The organism is Granulicella aggregans, assembly GCF_025685565.1.
Classification (GTDB): Bacteria; Acidobacteriota; Terriglobia; order Terriglobales; family Acidobacteriaceae; genus Edaphobacter; species Edaphobacter aggregans_B.
Window position 1 is genome coordinate 1129379 of record NZ_JAGSYE010000002.1, and the last position, 23412, is coordinate 1152790.

The window sequence follows — 23412 nt, forward strand, 5'->3', positions numbered from 1 at the left end:
TTTTTCACGGTTTCTCCTTTCGCATCGAACCAGACGCCCATCCCGGAACCTGTATTTCACAGTGAAGCACCTACACCAGGGGCAGCCACTTGCCCGCGCAGGGTCGGGCTGGTAGTTTGAAGGTACGCCTTCTAATCTTCTGGATCAGGAAACACGAGAAAGCTCCCGGCATTTCAGGAGTCCTCGGTCAACAGCCTCTACCCGGATCCGGGTCCTTGGAATGAGCGCTCCCCTAATGACCGTTCCCGTCGACACAAACGACCCGCGATGGCAGTTGATGGAGAGGGTCTCGAGCTCTCCTATCCTCGAAAAATCAGCCAGGCTTCGCGCCTTCCTCAAATTCGTCTGCGAGATGGAACTGACAGGTCGCCGGCTAGAGATCAACGAGCAGCAGATCGGCATCGGAGTCTTCGGCCGTCCCCCCGCCTATAGTCCGGGCGAGGACAGCATCGTCCGTTCGCAGGCCCGACTGCTCCGCCAACGGCTGGAAGAGTACTTCCGCACCACGGGAAAGTTTGAGCCGGTACGGATCACGATCCCGAAGGGCAGCTATGTTCCGCTCTTCGAGCCAAATCCTGAACTCGCCGTACAAAAGCCCGCAGCGGATGGCGACGGGATCCCTGTCATCTCGCCGATCGCAGAGACAGGAGCCAGCCAGGCCCCATGGCGATTGCTCGCGGCACTGGGTGCAGGGGTTCTGATATTGATCTGTAGCTGGACCCTTCTGCGTCGCGGCCACGCATCAGCCGAAGATCCCTACGCCCGCTTCTGGAACACCATCTTCGATCCGCAACGCGGCCAGGTGATCGTTCCTGCAGACAGCACCCTGATTCTGATTGAAGAGATTACCGGGGAACAGGTCACACTCGAGAATTATCTGAATCGGGACTATCTCGCTAAGCCCTCCCAGACTACCGGCCTCAGCACGTCCGATCTCGCCGGCTCGAACTACACCAGCATGGCGGATCTGAACCTCGTCGCCCGCCTCGTGCGCATACCGGACGTCAAGCAGATGAAGGCCGAGATCCGCTATGCGCGTGACTTGAGCATCAGCGAAGCCAAGGAAAAGAACCTCGTCCTGATCGGTGGCCCGCGAGCGAACCCTTGGGTGGAGCTCTTCGCCAGCCGGATGAACTTCTATGTCGACTTCGACTGGAAGCGGCACAAGAATTCGGTGGTCAATAAACACCCGCAGGCAGGCGAAGAGACGCTCTTTGTCGAAGACGCTACCGCTCAAAATAACGAGGTCTACGGACTGATCGCCTTCCAGCCCAGCCTGGATGGAGAAGGCAATGCCCTCCTCGTAGCAGGCACCAGCAGCCCGGCAACGCAGACCGCTGCTGACTTTCTGCTGAGCGACCGGGGCTTCAAGGACTATCTTTCAAAGATCAAACGGCCTGACGGCAGCATTCCGCACTTCGAGTTGTTGCTGCAGGCTAAAAACCTTCGCGGAAACGCGCCTCAATCCAACATCATTGCCTCGCGAATCGATCCGTAGCTCATTCCGGGCTCAAACTGATTCTGGAGCTGCCATCACGAGCTGAAACGAGAAACGACACCCCTCTTCTTGCCCAGCTGAGTAATCCGCCTCTCGATCGCCGGGGCCGGCCGCTTCCCGATCTAGTCATCCCCTAGAAAGAATTTGCGGAGGTGGGCATCGGCTTCATCTCGCGAGCCGCTGGGATTCGTTCTGGGCGATGCACAGCTATTGCCGTTCTTAGATCGGATACGGTGCCCTGACGGAACGCTGCCCTACTTCGAGGGCTCCTCGAAACGCGCAATATTAGCGCGAGCGCCGGTCAGAGCGAAATCATCGCCTGGCGCACAAGAATCGCACGCCTCGTTCGTTCCTTGTCTGTAAGGCTCACTGCAGTGCCCACTGAAGCCTGTAAAGAAATGCGCGCAGCTGATGAGCGCTCCGTTTGCGGGACTTACCTGGATACGGGATCGGTAAGTGCGATCCGTTTGCAGGGCGGTCACTGCGTAACTTGTGGGTGGTCACCCTGGCTGTCCGGGGTTGCGCTGCTCGGCCTCTGCTCAGGCGGGTTTCATCATGTACTTGCTTAGGACGTCAACGAGGCCCTGGTTGGGAAGGCATTGTTTGGCGGAGAAGGAGGCGAGGGTATGGTCTAGGTCGTTCTCGGACATTCCTTTGAACAGGCTTGCGTAGAGCGGCTGCATCAGCGATCCGGTGTAGAAGCAGAGCATGGTCTGCTTGACGCAACGGATGTTGAGGCGGGAGTCGAGCCCTGGGTCGGCGACGACCTGGAGGATCTGGTCGGCGAGCTGCCCGGTGGCGTCCTTGACCGGGGTTGAGGGGAGCCACGACATCCAGTCGTCGGTACCGAGTGCGGTTTTCTTACGCACAAGGTCGCTTATGCGCTGCATGTAGGGCGAGGCAGGGTCGAGGGTGAGCATACCCATCACGCCAACGTCTTTGTAGTTCCATGTGGTCCAGTGTGCATTGTGTTGTTCGAAGATGCCGATCTGGTCGTCAAGGGCGCGGAGGCGGTCTGGGGCTTCGTCGGGCGGGCCGTTGAAGACGGAGCCAAACTCGCCGACCCAGAGGGGAACGTTGTGCTGCCGGGTGAAGAGGGTGCCTTCGGCTTCGAGGAAGGCCCGCTCCTGTTTGGGGAGGTCCCAGTGTTCGCCGGCGTTATTGGCGGAGGCGGAGCGAGGATGAATCGTACCGGGGTACTGGCCGGGTCCGAAGCCAGGGACAGTGTAGTTGTGCGATGTGTAGGCGATGTTGTCGTCGTGGGGCTTATCAAGGCCTGCGAAGAGTTTGGCATAGCTATCGCCTTCAAGAAAGAGGATATGCTTTGTGTCGATCTTGCGGATGGCGTCAACGACGCGGCGGTAGAGGGAGTTCATGCGGTCGTAGGCGGGCTTGTAGTTGGCGTAGATGTTCCAGGGGTAATCGCCCCATTCGTTGTTGGAGCAGGGCTCGTTGAGGAGATCGTAGCCGGCTACAACGGAGCGGCTCTTATAGCGGTGTGAGAACTCCTGCCAGAGGGCAATGTAGCGATCCTGGTAGTGAGGATTGGTCCAGAAGAGGCTGATGCGGGATGCGTTGTCGGAGTGCCAGTGAACGTTCTGCCAACCCTGGGCGGAGTGCAGGTCGAGGATGACGTAGAGGCCATGTTTCTCGCACCGAGCCAGGAGGTGGTCGAGGCGCTGAAAGCCGGCCTCCTTGTATTTGAAGGGAGTGGCGTCGTCCTCGAAATGGCGGTAGTTCAGGGGGATGCGGACGACGTTGGCGCCGGCTTTGCGAAGGAAGAGGACGTCGTCTTCATTGAAGAAGTGGTCGAGGAGGCGATCGAAGAAGAACTGTGCCTTGGCGGCGCCGAGGACCTCCGCCATCTGCGAGCGAAGAGTATGTTCAGCACCGGGGTGACCATTAATGAAGTCTTCCATGTTCATCCATCCGCCGGCGCAGGTGCCGCGAAGGCGGAACTTGTTGCCTTTGGTATCGACGATGTGAGGACCACTAACGTGGAGGAACTCCATGGCGGTGTCCACGTGATAGCTTTCGGCTGATGCCGGGGTGTTGGGTTCTTGAGCGGCGGCAGGGGCTACTTTGCCGGTGAGAGCTGCTGCACTGGGTAAGCCAGCCAGCTTGAGGAAGTCGCGGCGTGGCTGTGTGTCGGTAGATCTCTTCAAAGTGGTCACCCTGCGAGAAAGCTTGGATCAGGAAAGATTCCATCCGCAGCCATAGTACTGGCCCCTTTGCTGACCCGTCGAGCAGAGCGCGTTGCTGGAGTTGGGCGGTGTTTTACGCTGGAGAGAGGAGCGTTTGTGGTGCTGGCGTGCAATCGTTGTCCACAATCTCCCGCTATCCGATGTGTGAGCGCGAGCGCTTGCTGCAGATCTGAGATTGCAGCCTGAGGCTGCCCTTGAAGCAACTCGGCGAATCCAAGCGAACCGTGCACATTCATCAAGACTTCGGGCTCATCCGAGCCTTCCATTAATTTGAAGACCTCCCGGTACAGAGCGGTCGGCGCTTCCAATCCTGCGCTCACCGATACAGTATCTGGATTCATCGATGGCGACACCGCTTCCGCGGTCAGCGGCACAGCCGCCCTGACGACAACCGCCACCACAGCATCGCCAGAGGGAAAGTATCCAATTACCTTCTCTAGCGAAGTCCTGGCAGCGGCCAACTACAGTTTCAACTATGTGACCGGCATCCTCACGGTCACTCCAGCATCTTGCGAGACCTTCAACTATTCGAGCGGGTTCATAGCATCGGGGCTGTCGCTGAATGGCGGAGCCACGATAGCCGGTAACGCTCTCGAACTCACTGACGGAAGGCTCTTCGAAGCGCGCAGCGCATTCTTCTCGACGGCCCTGCCAACCGTCGGCTTCACCACGGACTTCACCTTCCAGATAAACGACCCAGTGGCTGATGGAATGGCCTTTGTCATCCAGTCCAATAGTTCCCAGGAACGTCGGTCATGAATGCCCCCAACTACCGGATCTCGAAGAATGGTGGCGAGCGTTCGACCGTGAAGAGATCCCGGCATTCGACGTCCTTATGCGTCGAGCCCTTCGACCCGTTTCGCTAATAACGCATCGACGGAGAAGAGGCCGGCGCCGAAGATGAGAACCATTACGGACGCAAAGAGGAACGTGTAGGGATCCGCCACATAGAACTTGCCCGGATCGGAGAAGATGGAGACCAGCGCGTCGTGATCGGCGGTCCAGTAAGCGACCAGCATATTTGTAGCGAGCAGAAGCGCCACGAGCCGGGTACCAAGGCCGAAGATCAGGAGGATGCCGCCGACGAACTCCAGGCCGGACACAAAGTGAGCGTTGAAGGCAGCGAAGGGGATATTGAGAGTGGTGAAGAAAGCCGTTATCTTTTCGATGCTGTGCAGCTTTCCCCAACCGGTCTGCACGAACTGCCAACCCCAGTAGAGTCTAACCGCGAGGAGCATGGGTGACTGAAGATAGGAAGCGGCCGTCGAAAAGCGGCTATAGATGCGGAGCATGGCTGTCATATTTCCTCTATTCTCATCTGTCCAGGACAGTCGCAGGACAAGAGTTTTCCCCTGCGACTTGACGCACTCGGAAGTTAGAAACACCGGGAGTGCAAAGGTTACAGAGCCTTTAAGTCTTGCGGGCACTTCGAGATTCACGCATCGCAGCAGAAGAAGTGTATGCGAACATATTCGTGTAGTGCGCTCGGCGCAGACGTCAAGCCACTGTAGCAATAGATGGAAGCGGTGAAGGATGGGACCCAGGCTGCGGCATGCTGTCTTCGTATTCGTCTCGGTTCTTGGTTCCAGCGCCTTGAGTCAGGAGAACGCAGACGCCCGCAAATCGGCGGCGACTTACACGATCCAGACCGGCGGAGCTGCGCTGCAGATCGACTTTGCGGCAGGCGAGCTCGACTTACCACAGAGCGCGGTTGTCAACCGCATCCAGAGGGCGGCGCTTGCTGTTGCGGCGTACTATGGGCGCTTCCCTCTTCGCCGAGCGCGAATCCTTGTCATCCCAACGGCAGACGAAGGTGGCGACGGCGTGCTGCAAGGAACGACATGGGGCGGAAGATCCGGCTGGCCAGGCTTCACACGGATACGTATCGGGCGGCACACGACCAGGGACGAGTTGGCGGCGGATTGGATCATCACCCATGAACTCGTGCACATGGCGCTCTCTTCACTGCCGGATGACGAGCACTGGCTGGAGGAAGGAATCGCGACCTATGTCGAACCGATCGCTCGGGCGCAGACTGGCGAGTTGACTGCTGAACGGGTGTGGGGCGACATGGTAGCCGGGATGCCTAACGGAGAGCCAGCCGCGAACGACCGCGGAATGGACAACACTCATACCTGGGGAAGGACCTACTGGGGCGGAGCGATCTTCTGTTTGGTGGCCGACATCGAGATTCGCAAGCAGACGAAGAACCGGAAGGGTTTGCAGGATGCACTGCGAGGCATCGTTGCGTCGGGCGGAACAATCGACACGGAACGGCCTGTAAAGGAGCTGCTCCGCGTGGGGGACGAAGCGACGGAGACTCACGTGCTTGAGGAGATGTATGCGGAGTGGAGTCAGAAGCCGGTTAAGGTGGACCTCGACCAGCTCTGGAGTGAACTGGGGATTAATCGCACAAAGGAAGGCATTCGTTTAGATCTGACTTCTCCTTTGTCGCGTATCAGAGTAATGTTGACGACACTGCGTGCGACTGTCGTTCCGCCTTTGGCTAAAAGTGGGGCCGCGGTCTCCGATAGTGCATCTCGGCTCTGAAAAAAATCTAATGGAAACCCTGTAACCTTCTGCGTGCCAGAAGCTCAAACGGGGAGCACGGAAGCAACGCTGTTCGTGCCTCCACTTTCCTGAGGATGTCGTAGTTCAAGATCAACGTCCGGCGCGTCCTACGCGTGGCCAAACCGAATAGAAAGGTCTATCTCACATGAAGAACACTACTCAATCGCTCGCCCTCGCGGCCGCATTCGCAGGTCTGCTCGGTGGGACCGCCGTTCGTCTCAATGCACAGCCCACCTCCCCGGCTGGAGATCCTTCGGCTTCGGCAGGCGTTCTCTTCGCACAGGACACTCCGGCGCCAGCCAAGCACTCCTGCAAGGGCAAGAATGACTGTAAGGGTCAGGGCGGCGGCGATGCCAAGCACGCAGGCAAGAACAGCTGCAAGGGCAAGGGTGCCTGCGCAACTGACGGCTCCACTCCCCCTAAGAAGTAGTTACCGAAGGAGGCCCGAAGAGCTCTTTAGGCCTCCTTCGCGCTGATTTCTTTGTTTCTTAATAAACGCTTCAGGAGTGCGAATGCCGGCCAATCGTTTCAATGGATTTACTGATTATGGCGTGGGGATTGGCCTGCGCGTTCCGCACTACGATCACATCTTTGCCGAAAAGCCGGTCGTCGACTGGTTCGAGATTATCTCGGAAAACTACATGGTGGATGGAGGGCGCCCGCTCAAGGTGCTCGACCAGATACTTGAGCAATACCGCGTCATACAGCATGGCGTTTCGATGTACTTTGGATCGGCGCAGCCGCTCGACCGCGAGCACTTGAAGCGCTTGAAAGAGCTTACGAAACGCACGAAAACGCCATGGCTCTCCGACCATCTTTGCTGGGGGAGCGTCGATGGGCGTTACACGCACGATCTTCTCCCGCTGCCGTACACGTTCGAAGCCGTGCGCACCACAGCCGCGCGTATCCGGGAGGTACAGGACTTCCTTGAGATTCCCATTGCGGTCGAAAATGTAAGCAGCTATGCCGAGTTCCATGAGTCCGAGATGACTGAGTGGGAGTTCCTCAACGAGGTTGTCCACGCCGCGGACTGCGGCATCCTGCTGGACGTCAATAACATCTATGTCTCCTCGCAGAATCACGGCTTCGATCCGCTGGAATATGTAAACGCCGTCTCCGCCGATCGCGTCGCGCAGATACACATCGCAGGCCACTCAAAGTTCGAGAAGTACACGCTCGACACGCATGACCACCCAGTGCTGGACCCAGTGTGGGCGATGTATGCGAGAGCCATCGAGCGTGTCGGCGTCACAGCAACGCTGCTCGAATGGGACGACAATATTCCTTCGTTCGATGAGGTTCACGGCGAGGCGCTGAAGGCGAATCGCTACCTGCAGGACGCAGAGGGATCTGCCTTCCCAGCCACAGCGCTCGAGCATGAAGAGGCGCGGGTATGAACTTGCTCGAACTTCAGCGACGGATGTCGGACGATGTCCGCCGCCCCCTGACGGCCAGCTTTAGCATGCAGCAGGAAGACCAGGATGGGCGTCTGCTGAGTGAGATCGCGGCCACCTATATCAAGCCGAACACAATGCTCTCTTCCTTTGAGCGTCTGGAGATCTATAACCGGCAGTACTGGTTCCGCGTCATCGGTGCCGTGTCGGAAGACTTTCCCGCGCTTGCCGCAGTGCTCGGCCCAAAGCGCTTCGATGCGCTTGTCCTCGCCTACCTCAAAGAGAATCCTTCGACCTCCTTCAGCCTGCGCAACCTTGGCGCAAATCTTCCGTTCTGGCTTGAAGGTCATCCGGAGTTCTCACCGAAGCGCCACGCGCTTATGGTCGATATCGCCCGGCTCGAATGGGCCTATGTGGAAAGCTTTGACCGCGCTGCCGTCGTTCCACTCGCTGAATCCGACTTCGCCGGTCTTAGCGGTGATTCCCGCCTCTCTTTGCAACCGCATCTGCAGTTGCTGGACCTGCGTTATCCAGTCGATGAACTCGTCCTCGCCGTCCACAAGGCGACGCCGGAGTCGGACATCATGAGCAACGCTGTTGTGGAGCGTGAAACAACGCAGCGCATACACCTCCCGGCAATACGCCGGTCAAAGATCTACCTGGCCGTACATCGCTACGACTACTCCATCTACTATCGGCGTATTGATCGTGAGGCTTACCTCCTGCTCTCCGCGTTGCAGCGCCGGCAGACACTGAGCAGCGCGATCGAAGCTGCATTCGCTGACAGCAAAGGGACACCCGAAGAGCAGGCCGCCAAGGTCCAGGAGTACTTCGCGCACGCCGCTGAGCTTGGATGGTTTTGCCACCAGCCACTGGATTTCATTGGTGTCCAGTGAAGCTTCGTCGGCTTCTTCTGTTGTCGCTGCTGACGATTTACGTCAGCAGCATTAAGGCGCAGACCAAGTCGGAGCCAATCGTCTGGCATCCCTGGTCGGATCAGATCTTCGCGCAGGCCGCCCGCGAGCACAAGTTCGTCCTGCTCGATCTGGAAGCGGTATGGTGCCACTGGTGTCATGTCATGGATCAGCAAACGTACAGTGATCTCGCCGTGCGCCGCCTGATGCAGAAGAAGTACATTGCAGTGAAGGTGGATCAGGACTCCCGCCCCGATCTCTCCAACCGTTATGAGGACTACGGTTGGCCCGCAACCGTCATCTTCAATTCCGACGGCAGCGAGATCGTAAAGCGCCAGGGCTATCTTCCACCGAAGCTGATGGCGTCTATCCTGCAAGCCGTGATCGACGATCCATCGCCCGGTCCCTCCATCGAAAAGGAAATTCCGATCACCTATGCGGTAACTCCATTTCTCGCACCGGCATTACTCGCGGATGTGAAGAAGGAGTACGAGAAGCAATACGATGTCGCCGGCAAAGGTTGGGCCTTCGGGCATAAGTATCTTGATGCAGACTCCGTAGAGTACGCAACCGTGCTGGCCACCCATGGGGACAAGCTGCAGGAGCAGCGTGTGCGCGATACCCTGCAGGCAGCACAGGCGCTGCTGGATCCTGTCTGGGGCGGGGCGTACCAGTATTCGACCGGAGGAAACTGGAACGAGCCGCACTTCGAGAAGCTTCTCTTGATTCAATCGCAGGTAATGCGAACCTACGCGCAGGCATACGGCCGCTTCGGGTCACCCGAATATCTGGCCGCGGCCCAAAACGTGCATCGCTTCGTCCGAACTTTTCTCACGAGTCCTGATGGCGCGTTCTATGTCAGCCAGGACGCCGACGTGATCGAGGGAAAGCACAGCGCGGACTTCTTCTCTCTCAGAGACGCGAAGCGCCGGGCCATCGGTATCCCTCGCATCGACAAGCATCTCTACGCTCGCGAAAACGGTTGGATGATCAATGCGCTATGTGCGCTCTACGCCGCAACCGGCGACCCGGCAACACTCCAGGAGGCCGAGCGTGCCGCGAACTGGGTGGTCGCGCACAGGTCGCTGTCAAACGGCGGATTCGCGCATGGTGAACAGGATGTGGTCGGCCCTTTCCTTGGCGACACGCTCGCGATGGGGCAGGCTTTCGTGGCTCTCTACGAAAGTACCGGCGATAGACAGTGGCTACAGCGCGCCGAAGCCGCTCGCCGCTTCATCGCAGCAAATTTTGCCTCTGATACGGCAGGATTCACCGCTTCAAGGTTCTCCACGGATCACGCCTACACGCCTCATCCGGAGCGCGATGAGAATGCGCAGGTCGCCCGTTTTGCCAACTTACTGGCTCAATACACGGGCGAGAAGGGTGATCAGGAGACTGCTACCGTCGCCATGCGCTACCTGGCGGCGCCTCAGGTAGCGACCGCATGGCTCTCAGCTCCCGTGCTGCTGGCGGAGTCGCAATTCACTACTCCGCCCACTCACATCACCGTCGTTGGATCGAAGAGTGATCCAGCCGCCAAAGCACTCTTCCAGACGGCACTTGTGGCGGCTCCAACGTACAGCCGAGTTGAGTTATGGGACAGGAGTGAGGGTCCTTTGCCAAGGCCAGACGTTGCCTACCCAAAACTAGCTCGGCCTGCGGCGTTTCTTTGCACGGCCACGGCGTGCTCGTCGCCAATCTTCGACGCACAGAGCCTCGCAACGAAGCTCCGGAAGCCGAAGGAATAACTGTGAAGTTGTAAGGCACAGCTGGCCCACATTGAATACGTTGCTAGCTCCTTCGCTCGTCCGCGATCGCCGAAGTGATCCAAACTTTGAAGCCGCGTGAGTTCTCAATTTCGGGTAAGTACATACCAATAGGTTCCGGACAGCAATGCTTACATATGGAGCGCGTTTCAAGGGATTCGTCTCCTTAGTGTTTCGATGAGCGCATCGGCCAGATATCGCGAGGTGAGAATGCCTATGCTGGTTTCTTGGGATAGGCCAACTTTCCAATCATGTGCATAGATTGGAGCGGATTTTGAGACAATGACGGCCTGGAGAAGTAATGCACGAAGTCCGTCAATATCGGAACCCTCTCCTCGGGGTCGAAGCGGTAAGCCTCAGATCTGTCCGCCAGTTTCCTCGTCATTCCCATGATCAGTTTGGAATAGGCGTTATCAATTCAGGAGGCCATCGCTCCTGGAGCTGTCTCGGTTGGGTGGAAGCCGTGCGCGGGGACATCATTATGGTCAATCCGGGAGAGATGCACGACGGAAGTTCTCTTGATGGAAAGCCTCGCGGCTGGAATATGCTTTACTTCGAGCCGCAGATCGCCTCTCAGATCTTAGCTGAAGATCAATCCACCGCAGTCCATACTCTTCTCCCAAACGCGCGTGACCGTTATCAAGCTGTACGCGTCCGACGGTTGTTCGACGCCGTTGCTGATCCACAACCGGATGGCTTGCACATCGACGAAGAGCTGGTCATAGCCGTTAGTTACGCGTTCCGCCATCACGGCGGTCATCGTCCCTCTCCCTTCCCGGGTCTGCCTTGCGTCCGCCGAATCGTAACCCTTATAGATCGCGAACCTGAGAGACCGTTTTCACTGCAAGCAATGGCGGACATCGCGGGAGTCAGCCGCTTTCATCTTCTTAGGGGATTTTCTCGTGTGACCGGGGTAAACCCCCACGCCTACATCCTGCAGCGGCGTGTTCGACTTGCACGCCGTCTTGTCGCTGCGGGATGGGAGCTGGGCGAAGCCAGCATCGAGGCAGGCTTCGCCGATCAAAGTCACATGACACGCGCCTTCGTGCGACAACTTGGGATAACACCAGCGCGGTATCGACAGGCTGTCGCAGGGACGAAAAGCAGAACAATTTCGTTCAAGACGGCATGCCCAAAGCCTTCGACAATCAGCACATGATTCGACCGTGCGGTGAAGACGATTTCGATGAAATCTGGACCATCATCAATGATGGGGCGTCGGCGTACCGAGGCATTATCCCCGCCGACCGCTGGAATGAGCCGTACATGACTCGTGAGAAGCTCCGTCAGGAGATACACGACGGTGTGGACTTCTGGGGCGCGGACGAGGATGGTACGATGGCGGCTGTGATGGGAGTTCAGGACGTGCTCGACGTCACTCTAATCAGACATGCTTACGTGCGCACGAGCAAACGTCGGCACGGCTTGGGCGGTGAACTGCTTCGACATCTTCAGGCGCTCACCACGCGGACGGTTCTTATCGGCACCTGGGCGGACGCGGATTGGGCTATCCGTTTTTACGAGAAACACGGCTTTCGACTCGTTCCAGCCGGAGAGAAGGAGCAGCTTCTCCGGAGGTATTGGAAGATACCCACTCGTCAGATAGAAACGTCGGTGGTGCTTTCCTCGGGTACGCTTCCACCCTAGAAAACAGCGGGATAAGTCCTGAAAAACGCACTTCCATCAGTGATGGTGCTGGATTCGTGCATAATCGCCAATGCGCTCTTCCAACCGAATGACGTAAGCCCTCTTGGCAGGCGCGTAGAGTGTTGGGCATCTCTGCGGCAGAGCAGGCCGCCAGTATGCCCAAGAAGACCAGAAAGCGTGTCGTCCGGAAGATCGTGTTTCGCCTGCCAGACCTCGATCATGCAAAAACCTGAGTATTGAACGGCTTGAGTTCTCCGCGTTCGCGGCGCAACTCCGACAGGGCCATTGGGCTACCGTTGACTTCGTCGGCAAGGGCAACCACGTCCGGACCGTACCCATGCCCCACTCGGTGAAGAGTCCCATGGAAAGATGGCTGACAGCTGCATCAGTCACGACGGGACGAGTGTTCCGGGCAGTTAGTCGTCAAGGAACCGCTTGGGGAGCCGGCATACCCGAAAACGTCGTTTGGTATGTAAGGATTTCGCGGAATGGTCTTCTTGAAGGAGAGTAACGAAGCAAAATGAGAGGCATGAAACCCCTACCTTTTGTGATCCTTCTGCTCGGTGATACCGCAGCTTCCCAGACACAGACCACGGATTTCCAGAACGGTGCCGCCTGGTCCACAATCACACGGCCACCCGGAAGCATCATCGCGGCTTCTTCCAAAACCGACTATGACGAGGTCGCGGTTCCTCTCAGCGCCTCCGTGGGCGCAAGGTTTGACAAGTCGCTTCCCTTTCAAAGGAGCGGTCGATGACCTTGCTTACTCCGGCCCGGCGAGCCGTTCCACTTTACAGAACATGGATATCGTCGCCAAGCAGCTGGAGGACGAAGGATTCAAGCCGATCTTCAACCGCGTGCGCGCTGCTTGCTGCGGCTTCGAATGCCGCTCTCTTGCATGCCCAGGCCGATCCAAACACCTCTGCTGCGAACGCTACGGCGAAGCAGCGCATCCGTTCGAGGCTGGGCTCGCTTCTGAAACCTGTCTAGCACCCGACACTTCCACACATTACATCCTGCTGCACAGTGTTCCTATGGATGTATCTCGCTGGCTGCGAAGGCTGACGGGCATGCAATTCTGATTCACCGGAGAACTCACATGAAGAACAATTGGCCCCTGCTTGTATTCGCCGCATCACTCACCATCCTGGCCACTTCAGCCATCGCGATCGCCCAGCCCGAAGGTTCGCCCTGGACCGAATAGCGGATGACACGGCGTGTCATCGCTCGCATCGAAGCTCGTCTGAACACCACGTCAGATCAGCGAGCCCAGTTCAAATCGATCCTGAAGGCTGAAGAGCCCACCATCGTCGCGCTTGCGGCGTAGGCGAAGGAAGAACGGCAGGCCATGACCGCGCTCCCCGCCTACGATGAGGCCGCTTTGCGCGAGGTCGCGCAGAAGTACGCGGCCACCAACACAAACATCATCGTCGAGCGCGCCAAGATTCGGCTCGAGCTAAGGGCCGTTCTGACCAAGCAGCAGCTTCAGCAACTCGAAGAGCTGAAGTCCAAAGCAGATGGCCAGGTTAGCGAACGGCTCGACACTGTCATTGGAGAGCTCTAGGCTTTACGGCGATTTACCATGACAGCATCTGCGGTCAAAACGGTCGCCGGTGCTGCCTGTTCCAGAAAGGACAACGGCAATCTCTCTGACGCATGTACTGATGATCGACGATGACGTCGCGCTGGCCGAAGGTTTGAAGCGTCTGCTTGCGATGGATGGCTTTTGTCTCGAGACGGTCCATCGCGCGGAGGAAGGTCTGTCGAGCGCGCTCGAAGGCCGCCACGCAATCGTGATTCTCGACATTATGCTTCCGGATGGGGATGGACGCCAGGTGCTTCGGCGGATCCGCGGCGCGTCCGAGGTTCCGGTAATCATGTTGACCGCACGTGGCGACGACAAGGACCGTATTCACGGGCTTGAGGCGGGAGCGGATGACTATCTGCCGAAGCCGTTCAATCCCCGTGAGCTTGTGGCCCGGATAAGGGCCATTCTGAAGCGTCGACGGCCTGCTGCAATGCCTGCGACGGCGCTTCGAATCGACGATCTCACGGTGAAGAGTCATGCACGGAAGGTCCTGCTTGGCAGCGAAGCAGTCGAGGTGACCGGCGCGGAGTTCGATGTCCTTCTGCTGCCGGTTCAGTCCGCCGTCAGATCATCTCGCGCGACAAACTCGCTAAGGTTGCACTTGGGCGCGAGCTGGGAACGTTTGATCGGAGCATCGACAACCACGTCAGCAACCTGCGCAAAAAGCTCGGGCCGTTACCGGATGGCAGCGAGCGCATCCGTAGCGTTCGCGGATCGGGCTACCTCTACGCTGGTGAACTGAGCGTGGAGACGGCGTGAGACAGAGCCTTTACGCGAAGATCTTCCTGTGGTTCTGCGCGACGATTGTTTTGACCCTCCTGGTCACATTGGCGAGCGCGGCGTTGCTCGGATCGCAGCCCTTCGGCAAGCGATGGATGGCGATGACCCAGGACCTTTACGCGCACTCCGCCGTGGACTTCTACGTGACCGGAGGTCCAGCAAGTCTGCAGCGTTACCTCGAGACTCTGGAGCAAACCTCCACCGTACAAGGGCAGTTGCTGGATGATGAAGACCGCGATGTGCTGGGGCGCGCGCTTTCGCCCGACGGCATCGCGGTATTCGCGCAGTCGAAGCGCACGGGACAGTCGACCATGCGCCTGGGAAGGGTCTGGAGCGCCGCTTCACCCGTGAACTCCGCAGGCAAGCGCTATACGTTTGTCATGGTGGTCTAGGCGAGGAAGCGGAACTCTCATTGAGGTAAGCCATCTTCAGGCCATTCATACCCCATTGAAGGAGAGGCGTCGGTCGGAAAGCACAGTATCCGCCGTTGGAGGTTAGATCAAACCGAATGCGATCTTTGTCCGGCTCCATTGATGGAGTGCAAATGGCACCAATTGTCGAGGCAGCGGATGCTGGCCTCAAGAGCCAACTCGAGTTGCTCGTCGGTAAGCATCTTCAGGCTGCTTTCGATCATTGCTGCATCTCTAGCCTTAACGATACGATCCATATTGTCACCTTTCATTCGGTACCTCCAATGAGAAACAGCGGCGACGCATGAGCCGCTTTGCTCTCTTAGCGATGAAATTTTATAGAGAACTGACAGCGATGCTGTCTACTGCAAGCTGAAGAGACTTTGATCTTCTCTCAGCGCAAGTCGTGGTCTCGCTGGGTTGTTCAAAACCGACGCTGGCTTCCTTTCAGCCTCAAAGTCTCTGATCACCTGGAAGATATAGTCGACGGTTCCGGAAAGCATGAGGTCTGTATACGCAGCGATATGAGGTGTGACGAGAGCTTGAGGAACCCGGAGAAGCGGGTTTGCCTGATCGAGTGGCTCGTTCCGTACGACATCGAGACCGATGGCGGAGATGTGACCGTCTTTCAGGGCTGAAAGAAGTGCTCCTTCATCGACCAGCGACCCACGCGCAACGTTGATCAGAACCGCCCCATGCTTCATCGAGCGCAAAACCGATGCACTCACTAGCCCCTCGTTTTCTTTGCTGGCCCGGACACAGAGCACTACATAGTCAGCGTCAGCTACAGCGACTTCCAGTTTTTCGGCTGGAAATGCCGTGACGTCAGACGGCGCATCTTCAGGGTGCTCATCCGTCGCTAGTATCAGGACTCCAAATGGACGGAGACGCTCCACGATCTGTCTCCCGATGCTGCCGAGACCTACGATGCATACCGTCTTTCCATTCAATGCAGAAGAAAGGTATGGGGCATACGCTTGACCACCATGAACCGAGGTGACTATCTGGCTAAGATGCCGTGATGATGCGAGGATGAGCAGAATCGCAAATTCGGCCACTGATGTTGCATTCCCAGTCAGGCCCGAAGGTGCGTATGAGACCCAGATACCCAACTCGGTCGCTGAAGCGATATCGATGCTTTCATACCCTGTATTGGTTGTTTGGATGAGTTTCAGGTTTGGCTGTCCCTCCATCTGATTACTGCCCAAATCGCCATTCACGAGGAGCACATCAAAATCCTTCGACGGCGCTTTTTCATCCGCGAGCCACGAGAGGACAGTGTGCCCTCTGAGACAGCCATTCAGGCGTCCCAGTAGCAAATTATTGAATTCACTTTCGCCGCTGTGCAGGAAACCAATATTCATAAATTTCTCCTGTGTCCGGAATGCCCGTTTGATTCGTGGCGTCTTGTTGCAACTCGCTGGGCATTGCGACATCCCGTTCCGGAATTCAATCTTCGAAAGACTTGTTCCCACCGACTATCGAACATTCTCCAATTGATAGCTGAGCCTAGTGGCTCACGCGAACTCGGGATCGCTACGCAGGCACGTTCAACGGTGCTCACAGCTGGATGATCTTTGCATCAGCTTGACACTTAGTAGCGGACTTCAGCCGATGGTGCCGCGCAGTAGCGACCACCCTCATCGCCGTGCGCCTCTTCGTGCAACAAGGGGGTTGACTCGCTTTAGACGTTCCGATCTTCCTTAATTGAGTTGGAAAACCTCTGCTCATTCGACCCGAGACCATGACCAGGCCAAGATCAATCCGTCCCGTGGTGTGCTCGAGTGCTCAGACTGTGATCATCGAAGGTGCGAGTGTGGAGACGGAGACATCACATTCGCCTACGCGGCGGTGAGGCTCCGGGCCGCACGAGTGTGGGCCGAAAGGCGGTTCAATTGAGATCGAACGGTTCGGTTCCAGCTTTGATCTTCATCGTTATTCTCGCTGTCGGCGGAATCTTCGCCTTTGCGCTGCATGCAGCTGGTCAAGACTACGCAGCCTTCCTGATCTTCGGTCTAACTCTGTTTGTCGCTGTGGTCGCTTCTTCCGCAACCCGAGTGGCGGACCAATGGAGCAAAGCCGTCGTCTTGCGTTTGGGTAAGTTCCGCGCTCTGCGGGGACCCGGCCTCTTCTTCATCATTCCGCTGATCGACACAATTCCCTACTGGATCGATACCCGTGTCCTCACCAGTTCCTTCAAAGCGGAGAAGACCCTCACCAAAGATACCGTTCCGGTGGACGTTGACGCGGTGCTGTTCTGGAAGATCTTCGACCCCCAGAAGGCGGCCCTTGCCGTGGCAGACTACCAGAGCGCAATCGGCTGGGCCTCGCAGACTGCGCTGCGCGACGTTATTGGCAAGACGATGCTCTCGGACATGCTGGAAGGGCGAGACAAGATCAGCGCCGTACTCCAGACCATCATCGATGCGCGGACGCAGCCCTGGGGAATCAGCGTTCAGTCAGTCGAAGTAAAGGACGTCCTGATTCCCGCATCGCTTGAAGATGCAATGTCGATGCAGGCACAGGCGGAGCGGGAGCGTCAGGCGCGAGTCATACTCGGCGAGTCGGAGTTGCAAGTCGCGTTGAGCTTTGGAGAGGCGGCAAAAACCTACGCGAATAATCCTGTCGCACTCCACTTGCGCGCGATGAACATGCTCTACGAAGGACTCAAACAGAACTCGACGATCGTCATTGTTCCAAGCTCTGCTATCGAAACGATGCAACTTGGCGGCCTCACTGGGCTTACCGCCCTTACGATGGGAATCGGTCAGGACAAGGCGCTTGCGGCTACTAATAATCAGCCGCAGATGAATACCCCGCTTCCAGTCACGCTCCCAAACGGTGCCGCCCCCGATGGCCACATTTGATCCGGTGTCTTAGTCTGAACCGCTTTGCACTTCAACCTCTTTTGCATTGAATTCAGGAGTTCCCATTGTCGAATACGCAAAAAGCGGCCTTCTCAGCCAGTAGGATTCTGTTGCCGATAGACTTCGGCCCCTCTTCAGAGGCGTCTCTGGAAGCGGCAACCGGCCTCGCTCAACAGTTCCACGCCAGCATCCATCTAGTCCACATCATCCCCGAAATCCCAGACTTCAATGGCTCCGACTTTTTCCCGGAGACTTCAGTGCTTCAGGAACGGAAAGAGACGATCGAAGAAAAGCTCGAGGCACGTAAAGCTGCACTCTTGTTCAAAGGCGTACCTGCGTCCTTCAGCATCGAGACGGGCAACGATATCGTAGGAAACTTGATACGTGTGATCAAGCGTGAGAAGGCAGACATGGTTGTCATCTCGACTCATGGCCTATCAGGCTGGCGTCCGTTGATTCTTGGGTCTATTGCGGAGCAGGTAATCAAGCAAGTCAACTGCACTCTGCTTCTGCTTCAGTCCACTAAACAGGAAGCCGTGGCCGAAGAACCCGCAATCGATGTCTGGGAGGACTCGTTTGTCACGCATAGCGAGGAAACGGGCCAACTCGGGTCAAAGGCGCTTGAACCAGAGACGCCGGCGCAGAAACGGCTGGATCGAGTCGCAAATGATCTGGCGAGGCAAGGCGGTAGGACCGAACAACGATACGACAAAGCTCACCCCATCTTCTCAAAGTAGTGATGGCCGATCGCAAACCATTGAGAAAGACACTGCCCATCACGACCTTATTTATTGATGTTGGTGGAGTCTTGCTCACCAACGGCTGGGATCATCTTGCGCGCAAAAGGGCAGCGAGACACTTCAAGCTGGATTGGGCAGAGATGGACCAGCGTCATCGTCTGGTATTCGAGACTCACGAAGAGGGCAAGCTCTCTTTCGAAGAGTACCTGGGTTGGGTAGTTTTCTATGAAAAGCGAACCTTCACTCGGAATCAGTTTCGCGATTTCATGTTCGCTCAGTCGAAGCCATTTTCCAGGATGCTGGATCTGGTTGCACAGCTCAAAGCTGAGCACCGTCTCAAGATCGTCGTCATCAGTAACGAGTCGCGTGCGGTGAATGCGTATCGCGTTAGAACGTTCGAGCTCGACCGACTCGTGGATACCTTCATCTCTTCGTGCTTCGTGCAGATGAGGAAGCCTGATATCGAAATCTTCCGACTCGCTCTCGATCTTGCCCAGACCGCGCCCGCGCAAGCGTTGTTTATCGACAACACGCCCATGTTCGTTCAGATTGCAGTGGGTCTGGGAATGCGAAGCATTCATCACGCCGATTTCGAATCGACCCGTAGTGAACTCGCTGCAGTTGGACTGCATACGAGCGACGCAACCTAGCCTTCTCACCAGTTGGAAAAGGAGATTCATATATGCCGACCGCCCTGCTCACGACCGAAGACCTGCTCCATGAGACGCCAGCTGCAATCGCCAAAGAGGAGACTTTGCAAGGTGCCTCGACGCTGACACCGGACCTGCTTCGCCGCATGAACGCTTATTGGCGCGCGGCGAACTATGTGTCGGTCGGTCAGATTTATCTCTATGAGAATCCTCTGCTGAAGGAGCCGCTCAAGCTCGAGCATGTTAAGCCCCTCGTAGTCTCACATTGGGGGACGACGCCGGGCCAGAACTTTATTTATGTACACCTGAACCGCGCCATCAAGAAGTACGACCTGAATATGTTCTACGTTGCGGGTCCCGGGCACGGAGGCCCAGCGATTGTCGGCAATGTATACCTTGAAGGCACATGGAGCGAGGTCTACCCCAATGTCACTCAGGATGAAGCGGGATTGAAGAAGCTATTCAAGCAGTTCTCGTTTCCTGGTGGCATCTCAAGTCACGTTGCGCCGACGACCCCGGGATCGATTCACGAAGGCGGCGAGTTGGGCTACTCACTCAGCCATGCGTTTGGCGCAGCGTTCGACAATCCAGACTTGATCGTCGCCTGCGTGATTGGCGATGGCGAGGCAGAAACGGCCTCGCTGGCAACCTCGTGGCAATCGAACAAGTTTCTCGACCCAAAGACCGACGGCGCAGTCTTACCGATCCTGCACCTCAACGGTTACAAGATCAGCAACCCGACCCTGCTGGCACGCGTTGAACATGAGGAACTTGATCAGTTCCTGCGAGGCTGCGGCTGGACCCCCTACTTCGTGGAAGGCGATGAGCCCGAGAAGATGCACGAACTGATGGCCGCTACCATCGACAGAGCCATCGAGGATATCCAACGCTTTCAAAAGAACGCGCGCGCGGGTAACGATACAACTCGGCCGCGCTGGCCAGTAATTGTCTTCAAATCGCCTAAAGGCTGGACAGGGCCAAAGGTTGTTGATGGCTTGCAGATTGAGGGGACATTTCGTGCGCATCAGGTCCCACTCTTGGTCGATCCCGCACATCCCGATCACGTGCAACTTCTAGAAGCATGGATGAAGAGCTATAAGCCCGAAGAACTCTTCGACGAAAATGGCCGCCTGCTGGCAGAACTGCAAGAGTTGGCGCCAAGGGGCGACCGCCGCATGGGAGCGAACCCACACGCCAACGGCGGGATTCTCCTGCGTGATCTTGTGATGCCCGACTTCCATGCTCACGCCGTAACCGTGAGCTCTCCCGGCGCAGTAGAGATCGAGGATACGCTTGTGCTGGGTTCCTTCCTGCGGGATGTGGCCAAGCTGAATCAGGATCAGCGAAACTTTCGTATCTTCGGTCCCGATGAGACGGTGTCGAACATGCTTCAGGCGGTCTTCGAGGTCACCAACCGCCAATGGGACGCGCGTGAGTACGGTAACGACGAGTTCCTCGCACCGGAAGGTCGCGTGCTGGACTCGATGCTGAGTGAGAACCAGTGCGAAGGTTGGCTGGAGGGCTATCTGCTCACTGGACGACATGGCCTCTTCAACAGCTATGAGGCTTTCATTCGCATCATCGACTCGATGTTCAGCCAACATGCGAAGTGGTTGAAGGTCTGTAATGAACTCCCCTGGAGACGCGATATATCCTCTCTGAACTATCTGTTGGCCTCTCATGTCTGGCAGCAGGATCATAACGGCTTCACCCACCAGGACCCCGGCTTTCTCGATCACGTCATCAATAAGAAGGCATCGATCGTACGCTGCTACCTTCCTGCCGACGCTAACTGTCTCTTGTCTGTTTTCGATCACTGCCTGCGCAGTCGGAACTATGTCAACGTGGTGGTCGCCGGCAAACACGCCCTGCCGCAATGGCTGACGATGGACCAGGCGGTCGTGCATTGCACAGAGGGCGTCGGCATCTGGCAATGGGCCAGCAATGACCAGGATTGCGAGCCGGACGTTGTGATGGCGTGCTGTGGCGACACCCCCACGCTGGAGATTCTCGCCGCAGTTTCCATACTCCGCGAACATCTGCCTGCATTGAAGGTGCGTGTCGTGAATGTCGTCGATCTACTGAAGCTGGAACCTAGCACCGAGCATCCTCATGGTTTGACCGAACGGAACTACGATTCCCTGTTCACGAAAGATAAGCACATCATCTTCGGGTTCCACGGATACCCGTGGTTGATCCATCGGTTGACCTACGCCCGGACGAATCGCAACCTGCACGTGCGGGGGTACAAAGAAGAAGGCACGATTACAACACCGTTCGACATACGCGTGCAAAACGATCTTGACCGCTTTCACCTAGTCATGGACGTGGTGGATCGCGTCCCTCATCTGGGTTCCAAAGGCGACTATCTCAAACAGCAGATGCAGGACAAACTCATTGAGCACAAACACTACATCGACGCTCATGGCGAAGACATGCCCGAGATCCGTAACTGGAAATGGAGCGTCGCAAAGTGAACACTCAGACTCTTGAAGAGACAGCGAGGATGATGGTCGCCGATGGCAAGGGCCTTCTTGCGATCGATGAGAGCACTACAACCTGCAACAAACGGTTTGCTAAGTTTGACATTCCACAGACCGCGGAGGCGCACCGCCAATATCGGCAACTGATTGTCGACACGCCGGGACTCAACGAGTCCATCAGCGGCGCGATTCTCTTCGACGAGACGATTCGGCAGAAGAAAGATTGCGAGACTCCCTTCGCCGCGGGTCTCGCTGCCATCGGAATTCTTCCTGGAATCAAGGTGGATCTAGGGGCGAAGCCGATGGCTTGCTTCCCCGGCGAGAAGGTCACCGACGGTCTGGATGGGCTGCGGCCTCGTCTGGCAGAGTATGTGCAGATGGGCGCACGCTTTGCCAAGTGGCGAGCTGTCATCGCGATCGGCTCGCGTATGCCAAGTATGGGATGTATCAAGGCGAATGCACACGCTCTTGCCCGATATGCAGCACTATGTCAGGAGGTGGGTCTCGTCCCGGTCGTCGAACCGGAGGTCCTCATGGAGGGATCTCACACTTTAGAAGTCTGCTCAGAAGTCACCGAAAGAGTCTTGCGCGCGGTCTTCAGAGAGCTTTACTCGCAGCGCGTAAAGCTTGAGGGCATGATACTCAAGCCAAACATGGTTCTGCCCGGATTGTCTTGCGCACACCAGGAGTCAGTTGAGGAGATAGCCGATGCGACTGTAGCCTGCCTGCTGCGATCAGTTCCAGCAGCAGTTCCAGGAATCGCCTTCCTTTCTGGCGGTCAAACCGGAGAGCTCGCTTGCGCCCGGCTTAGTGCGATCAACATCCGATACAAGTCGCGACTTCCCTGGCAAGTATCGTTCTCGTTCGGCAGGGCGATTCAAGAACCGGCTCTTAGTATCTGGAATGGCAAACCCAGAAACGTCTTGGATGCACAGGAATCTCTCTACCATCGCGCAAAGTGTGCACGGGCCGCTCACCTCGGAAGCTACAGCCTGACAGTGGAAGCGAATCATGAACAGAGCGATGCGCTGCACGCGACAGGCATCTACGCGAGCGCAAAATGAATACTCCCACTCGTCAGAAATTCGTCGTCGGAAATTGGAAGATGCACTCGACAACGTTAGAGGCGGAACAGTTAGTAAATGGAGTGATCCATGGCCTTAGCGTCAACAACTACGTCACAGTCATCCTTTGCCCGCCATTCCCTTATCTCGCGCTGGTCAGAGACCTGCTGAAGGGCACCCAGATCGCGCTAGGAGCACAAAACATGTATCCCGAGGCCGAGGGGGCGTTCACTGGCGAGGTCAGCCCGACGATGCTGCTCGATCTCGGCCGCGAATACGTCATCCTCGGACACAGTGAGCGCCGGCACAAACTGGGCGAATCCGATTCGTTCATCAATCAGAAGGTAGAGTGTGCGTTGGCTGCCGGACTGAATGCGATCCTCTGTGTGGGTGAGACGCTGGAGCAGCGTAAAGCGAATCAGACCGAAGCGATCCTCGACCGTCAACTGACGCAGGGGTTGGCGAACGTTCCACCGGAGTTTCTATCGCAACTGAGCATCGCCTACGAACCGGTGTGGGCAATAGGCAATGCCTTGCACCATGAGAGTCCACAACAGGCGCACGATGCGCTCTCGCTGACTCGCAAGAAGTTAAGTCGGATATGCGGAGAGATTCGCGCCCAGCAGATGACTCTCCAATACGGTGGCAGCGTCAAACCGCACAATGCGGCTGCTTTTCTAGGCCAGCCAGGCCTCGACGGCGTGCTCATCGGCGGTGCCAGCCTGAAGGCCGATCAGTTTGTCGCCATCGCAAAAGCCGCTATGGGCGCAATGAAAGCAGAGGTACAACCTTCTTAGAAGAAGCGTGAACTCTTCCCGAAGAGGATGCATCGCACC

The 23412-nt window shown here is 57.1% G+C and carries 23 protein-coding genes and 1 pseudogene; 20 read left to right on the plus strand and 4 right to left on the minus strand.

Annotated elements, in window-relative coordinates:
- Positions 1 to 220 precede the first annotated feature (220 nt).
- Positions 221 to 1498, plus strand: a complete 1278-nt coding sequence (locus OHL18_RS14145) for a hypothetical protein (RefSeq protein ID WP_263375495.1) — start codon at positions 221 to 223, stop codon at positions 1496 to 1498.
- Between the two features lie 539 nt (positions 1499 to 2037).
- On the opposite strand, the gene OHL18_RS14150 is transcribed toward OHL18_RS14145, so the two are convergent.
- On the minus strand, positions 2038 to 3663 hold the full coding sequence (locus tag OHL18_RS14150; RefSeq protein ID WP_263375496.1) for a glycoside hydrolase family 5 protein: 1626 nt from the start codon (positions 3661 to 3663) through the stop codon (positions 2038 to 2040).
- A gap of 309 nt (positions 3664 to 3972) precedes the next feature.
- On the opposite strand from OHL18_RS14150, the gene OHL18_RS14155 reads away from it, so the two are divergent.
- Positions 3973 to 4461, plus strand: coding sequence for an MBG domain-containing protein (locus tag OHL18_RS14155; protein ID WP_263375497.1), 489 nt, complete (start codon positions 3973 to 3975; stop codon positions 4459 to 4461).
- Positions 4462 to 4535: 74 nt separating this feature from the next.
- On the opposite strand, the gene OHL18_RS14160 is transcribed toward OHL18_RS14155, so the two are convergent.
- A complete protein-coding gene (locus OHL18_RS14160) occupies positions 4536 to 5003 on the minus strand; it encodes a DoxX family protein (protein WP_263375498.1) in 468 nt (155 codons plus the stop codon).
- 232 nt (positions 5004 to 5235) lie between these two features.
- Here OHL18_RS14160 and OHL18_RS14165 point away from each other — a divergent pair, with 232 nt between their 5' ends.
- The 12 genes and pseudogenes from OHL18_RS14165 to OHL18_RS14225 all read left to right on the plus strand — a co-directional run bounded on the left by OHL18_RS14165 (position 5236) and on the right by OHL18_RS14225 (position 14754).
- The gene (locus OHL18_RS14165; RefSeq protein ID WP_263375499.1) at positions 5236 to 6252 is read left to right on the plus strand and encodes a gluzincin family metallopeptidase; all 1017 of its coding nucleotides are present in this window, start codon (positions 5236 to 5238) and stop codon (positions 6250 to 6252) included.
- 166 nt (positions 6253 to 6418) lie between these two features.
- Entirely contained in the window at positions 6419 to 6703 is a 285-nt protein-coding gene (locus OHL18_RS14170; protein ID WP_263375500.1) for a hypothetical protein, read from the plus strand.
- Between the two features lie 82 nt (positions 6704 to 6785).
- Complete coding sequence (gene bufB / locus OHL18_RS14175; RefSeq protein ID WP_263375501.1) at positions 6786 to 7670, plus strand: MNIO family bufferin maturase; 885 nt, start codon at positions 6786 to 6788, stop codon at positions 7668 to 7670.
- Positions 7667 to 8563 (plus strand): HvfC/BufC N-terminal domain-containing protein, encoded by an 897-nt coding sequence (locus OHL18_RS14180; RefSeq protein ID WP_263375502.1) that lies wholly within the window; start codon positions 7667 to 7669, stop codon positions 8561 to 8563. The genes bufB and OHL18_RS14180 overlap by 4 nt, the downstream gene beginning before the upstream one ends.
- Complete coding sequence (locus tag OHL18_RS14185; protein ID WP_263375503.1) at positions 8560 to 10329, plus strand: thioredoxin domain-containing protein; 1770 nt, start codon at positions 8560 to 8562, stop codon at positions 10327 to 10329. The genes OHL18_RS14180 and OHL18_RS14185 overlap by 4 nt, the downstream gene beginning before the upstream one ends.
- A 319-nt stretch (positions 10330 to 10648) precedes the next feature.
- Positions 10649 to 11506, plus strand: a complete 858-nt coding sequence (locus OHL18_RS23325; RefSeq protein ID WP_396274546.1) for an AraC family transcriptional regulator — start codon at positions 10649 to 10651, stop codon at positions 11504 to 11506.
- Positions 11476 to 11994: a GNAT family N-acetyltransferase gene (locus OHL18_RS14200; protein WP_263375506.1), complete on the plus strand. Its 519-nt coding sequence runs from the start codon at positions 11476 to 11478 to the stop codon at positions 11992 to 11994. The genes OHL18_RS23325 and OHL18_RS14200 overlap by 31 nt, the downstream gene beginning before the upstream one ends.
- 719 nt (positions 11995 to 12713) lie before the next feature.
- The gene (locus tag OHL18_RS14205) at positions 12714 to 13076 is read left to right on the plus strand and encodes a hypothetical protein (RefSeq protein ID WP_263375507.1); all 363 of its coding nucleotides are present in this window, start codon (positions 12714 to 12716) and stop codon (positions 13074 to 13076) included.
- A 266-nt stretch (positions 13077 to 13342) separates the two neighbouring features.
- A complete protein-coding gene (locus OHL18_RS14210; RefSeq protein ID WP_263375508.1) occupies positions 13343 to 13558 on the plus strand; it encodes a hypothetical protein in 216 nt (71 codons plus the stop codon).
- A gap of 151 nt (positions 13559 to 13709) precedes the next feature.
- A pseudogene (locus OHL18_RS14215) lies at positions 13710 to 13922 on the plus strand (response regulator); the annotation flags it as partial.
- A gap of 272 nt (positions 13923 to 14194) precedes the next feature.
- Complete coding sequence (locus OHL18_RS14220; protein WP_263375761.1) at positions 14195 to 14341, plus strand: winged helix-turn-helix domain-containing protein; 147 nt, start codon at positions 14195 to 14197, stop codon at positions 14339 to 14341.
- Positions 14338 to 14754 (plus strand): hypothetical protein, encoded by a 417-nt coding sequence (locus OHL18_RS14225; RefSeq protein WP_263375509.1) that lies wholly within the window; start codon positions 14338 to 14340, stop codon positions 14752 to 14754. Before OHL18_RS14220 ends, OHL18_RS14225 begins: the two co-directional genes overlap by 4 nt.
- Before the next feature lie 107 nt (positions 14755 to 14861).
- Here the strand turns inward: OHL18_RS14225 and OHL18_RS14230 are convergent, their stop codons facing one another.
- Positions 14862 to 15044, minus strand: a complete 183-nt coding sequence (locus tag OHL18_RS14230; RefSeq protein WP_263375510.1) for a hypothetical protein — start codon at positions 15042 to 15044, stop codon at positions 14862 to 14864.
- 90 nt (positions 15045 to 15134) lie between these two features.
- The gene (locus OHL18_RS14235) at positions 15135 to 16136 is read right to left on the minus strand and encodes an NAD(P)-dependent oxidoreductase (protein ID WP_263375511.1); all 1002 of its coding nucleotides are present in this window, start codon (positions 16134 to 16136) and stop codon (positions 15135 to 15137) included.
- A gap of 531 nt (positions 16137 to 16667) precedes the next feature.
- Between OHL18_RS14235 and OHL18_RS14240 the strand changes: the two genes are divergently transcribed.
- The 6 genes from OHL18_RS14240 to tpiA all read left to right on the plus strand — a co-directional run bounded on the left by OHL18_RS14240 (position 16668) and on the right by tpiA (position 23373).
- Complete coding sequence (locus tag OHL18_RS14240) at positions 16668 to 17639, plus strand: slipin family protein (protein WP_263375512.1); 972 nt, start codon at positions 16668 to 16670, stop codon at positions 17637 to 17639.
- A gap of 110 nt (positions 17640 to 17749) precedes the next feature.
- The gene (locus tag OHL18_RS14245) at positions 17750 to 18376 is read left to right on the plus strand and encodes a universal stress protein (protein ID WP_263375513.1); all 627 of its coding nucleotides are present in this window, start codon (positions 17750 to 17752) and stop codon (positions 18374 to 18376) included.
- Between the two features lie 2 nt (positions 18377 to 18378).
- Complete coding sequence (locus OHL18_RS14250) at positions 18379 to 19029, plus strand: HAD-IA family hydrolase (protein ID WP_263375514.1); 651 nt, start codon at positions 18379 to 18381, stop codon at positions 19027 to 19029.
- A gap of 32 nt (positions 19030 to 19061) precedes the next feature.
- On the plus strand, positions 19062 to 21506 hold the full coding sequence (locus tag OHL18_RS14255) for a phosphoketolase family protein (RefSeq protein WP_263375515.1): 2445 nt from the start codon (positions 19062 to 19064) through the stop codon (positions 21504 to 21506).
- Positions 21503 to 22576: a class I fructose-bisphosphate aldolase gene (locus OHL18_RS14260; protein WP_263375516.1), complete on the plus strand. Its 1074-nt coding sequence runs from the start codon at positions 21503 to 21505 to the stop codon at positions 22574 to 22576. Before OHL18_RS14255 ends, OHL18_RS14260 begins: the two co-directional genes overlap by 4 nt.
- Positions 22573 to 23373 carry a triose-phosphate isomerase gene (gene tpiA / locus OHL18_RS14265; protein WP_263375517.1) on the plus strand — a complete coding sequence of 267 codons (801 nt, stop codon included), beginning with the start codon at positions 22573 to 22575 and terminating at the stop codon, positions 23371 to 23373. Before OHL18_RS14260 ends, tpiA begins: the two co-directional genes overlap by 4 nt.
- Positions 23374 to 23412 lie beyond the last annotated feature (39 nt).

What these genes read in the sequence shown, in the direction of transcription:
- OHL18_RS14160 (WP_263375498.1), bottom strand. Translation starts at nt 5,003, where the DNA reads ATGACAGCCATGCTCCGCATCTATAGCCGCTTTTCGACGGCCGCTTCC.
- tpiA (WP_263375517.1), top strand. Translation starts at nt 22,573, where the DNA reads ATGAATACTCCCACTCGTCAGAAATTCGTCGTCGGAAATTGGAAGATG.
- OHL18_RS14250 (WP_263375514.1), top strand. Translation starts at nt 18,379, where the DNA reads ATGGCCGATCGCAAACCATTGAGAAAGACACTGCCCATCACGACCTTA.
- OHL18_RS14210 (WP_263375508.1), top strand. Translation starts at nt 13,343, where the DNA reads ATGACCGCGCTCCCCGCCTACGATGAGGCCGCTTTGCGCGAGGTCGCG.
- OHL18_RS14235 (WP_263375511.1), bottom strand. Translation starts at nt 16,136, where the DNA reads ATGAATATTGGTTTCCTGCACAGCGGCGAAAGTGAATTCAATAATTTG.
- bufB (WP_263375501.1), top strand. Translation starts at nt 6,786, where the DNA reads ATGCCGGCCAATCGTTTCAATGGATTTACTGATTATGGCGTGGGGATT.
- OHL18_RS14180 (WP_263375502.1), top strand. Translation starts at nt 7,667, where the DNA reads ATGAACTTGCTCGAACTTCAGCGACGGATGTCGGACGATGTCCGCCGC.
- OHL18_RS14165 (WP_263375499.1), top strand. Translation starts at nt 5,236, where the DNA reads ATGGGACCCAGGCTGCGGCATGCTGTCTTCGTATTCGTCTCGGTTCTT.
- OHL18_RS14255 (WP_263375515.1), top strand. Translation starts at nt 19,062, where the DNA reads ATGCCGACCGCCCTGCTCACGACCGAAGACCTGCTCCATGAGACGCCA.
- OHL18_RS14230 (WP_263375510.1), bottom strand. Translation starts at nt 15,044, where the DNA reads ATGAAAGGTGACAATATGGATCGTATCGTTAAGGCTAGAGATGCAGCA.
- OHL18_RS23325 (WP_396274546.1), top strand. Translation starts at nt 10,649, where the DNA reads ATGCACGAAGTCCGTCAATATCGGAACCCTCTCCTCGGGGTCGAAGCG.
- OHL18_RS14170 (WP_263375500.1), top strand. Translation starts at nt 6,419, where the DNA reads ATGAAGAACACTACTCAATCGCTCGCCCTCGCGGCCGCATTCGCAGGT.
- OHL18_RS14145 (WP_263375495.1), top strand. Translation starts at nt 221, where the DNA reads ATGAGCGCTCCCCTAATGACCGTTCCCGTCGACACAAACGACCCGCGA.
- OHL18_RS14200 (WP_263375506.1), top strand. Translation starts at nt 11,476, where the DNA reads ATGCCCAAAGCCTTCGACAATCAGCACATGATTCGACCGTGCGGTGAA.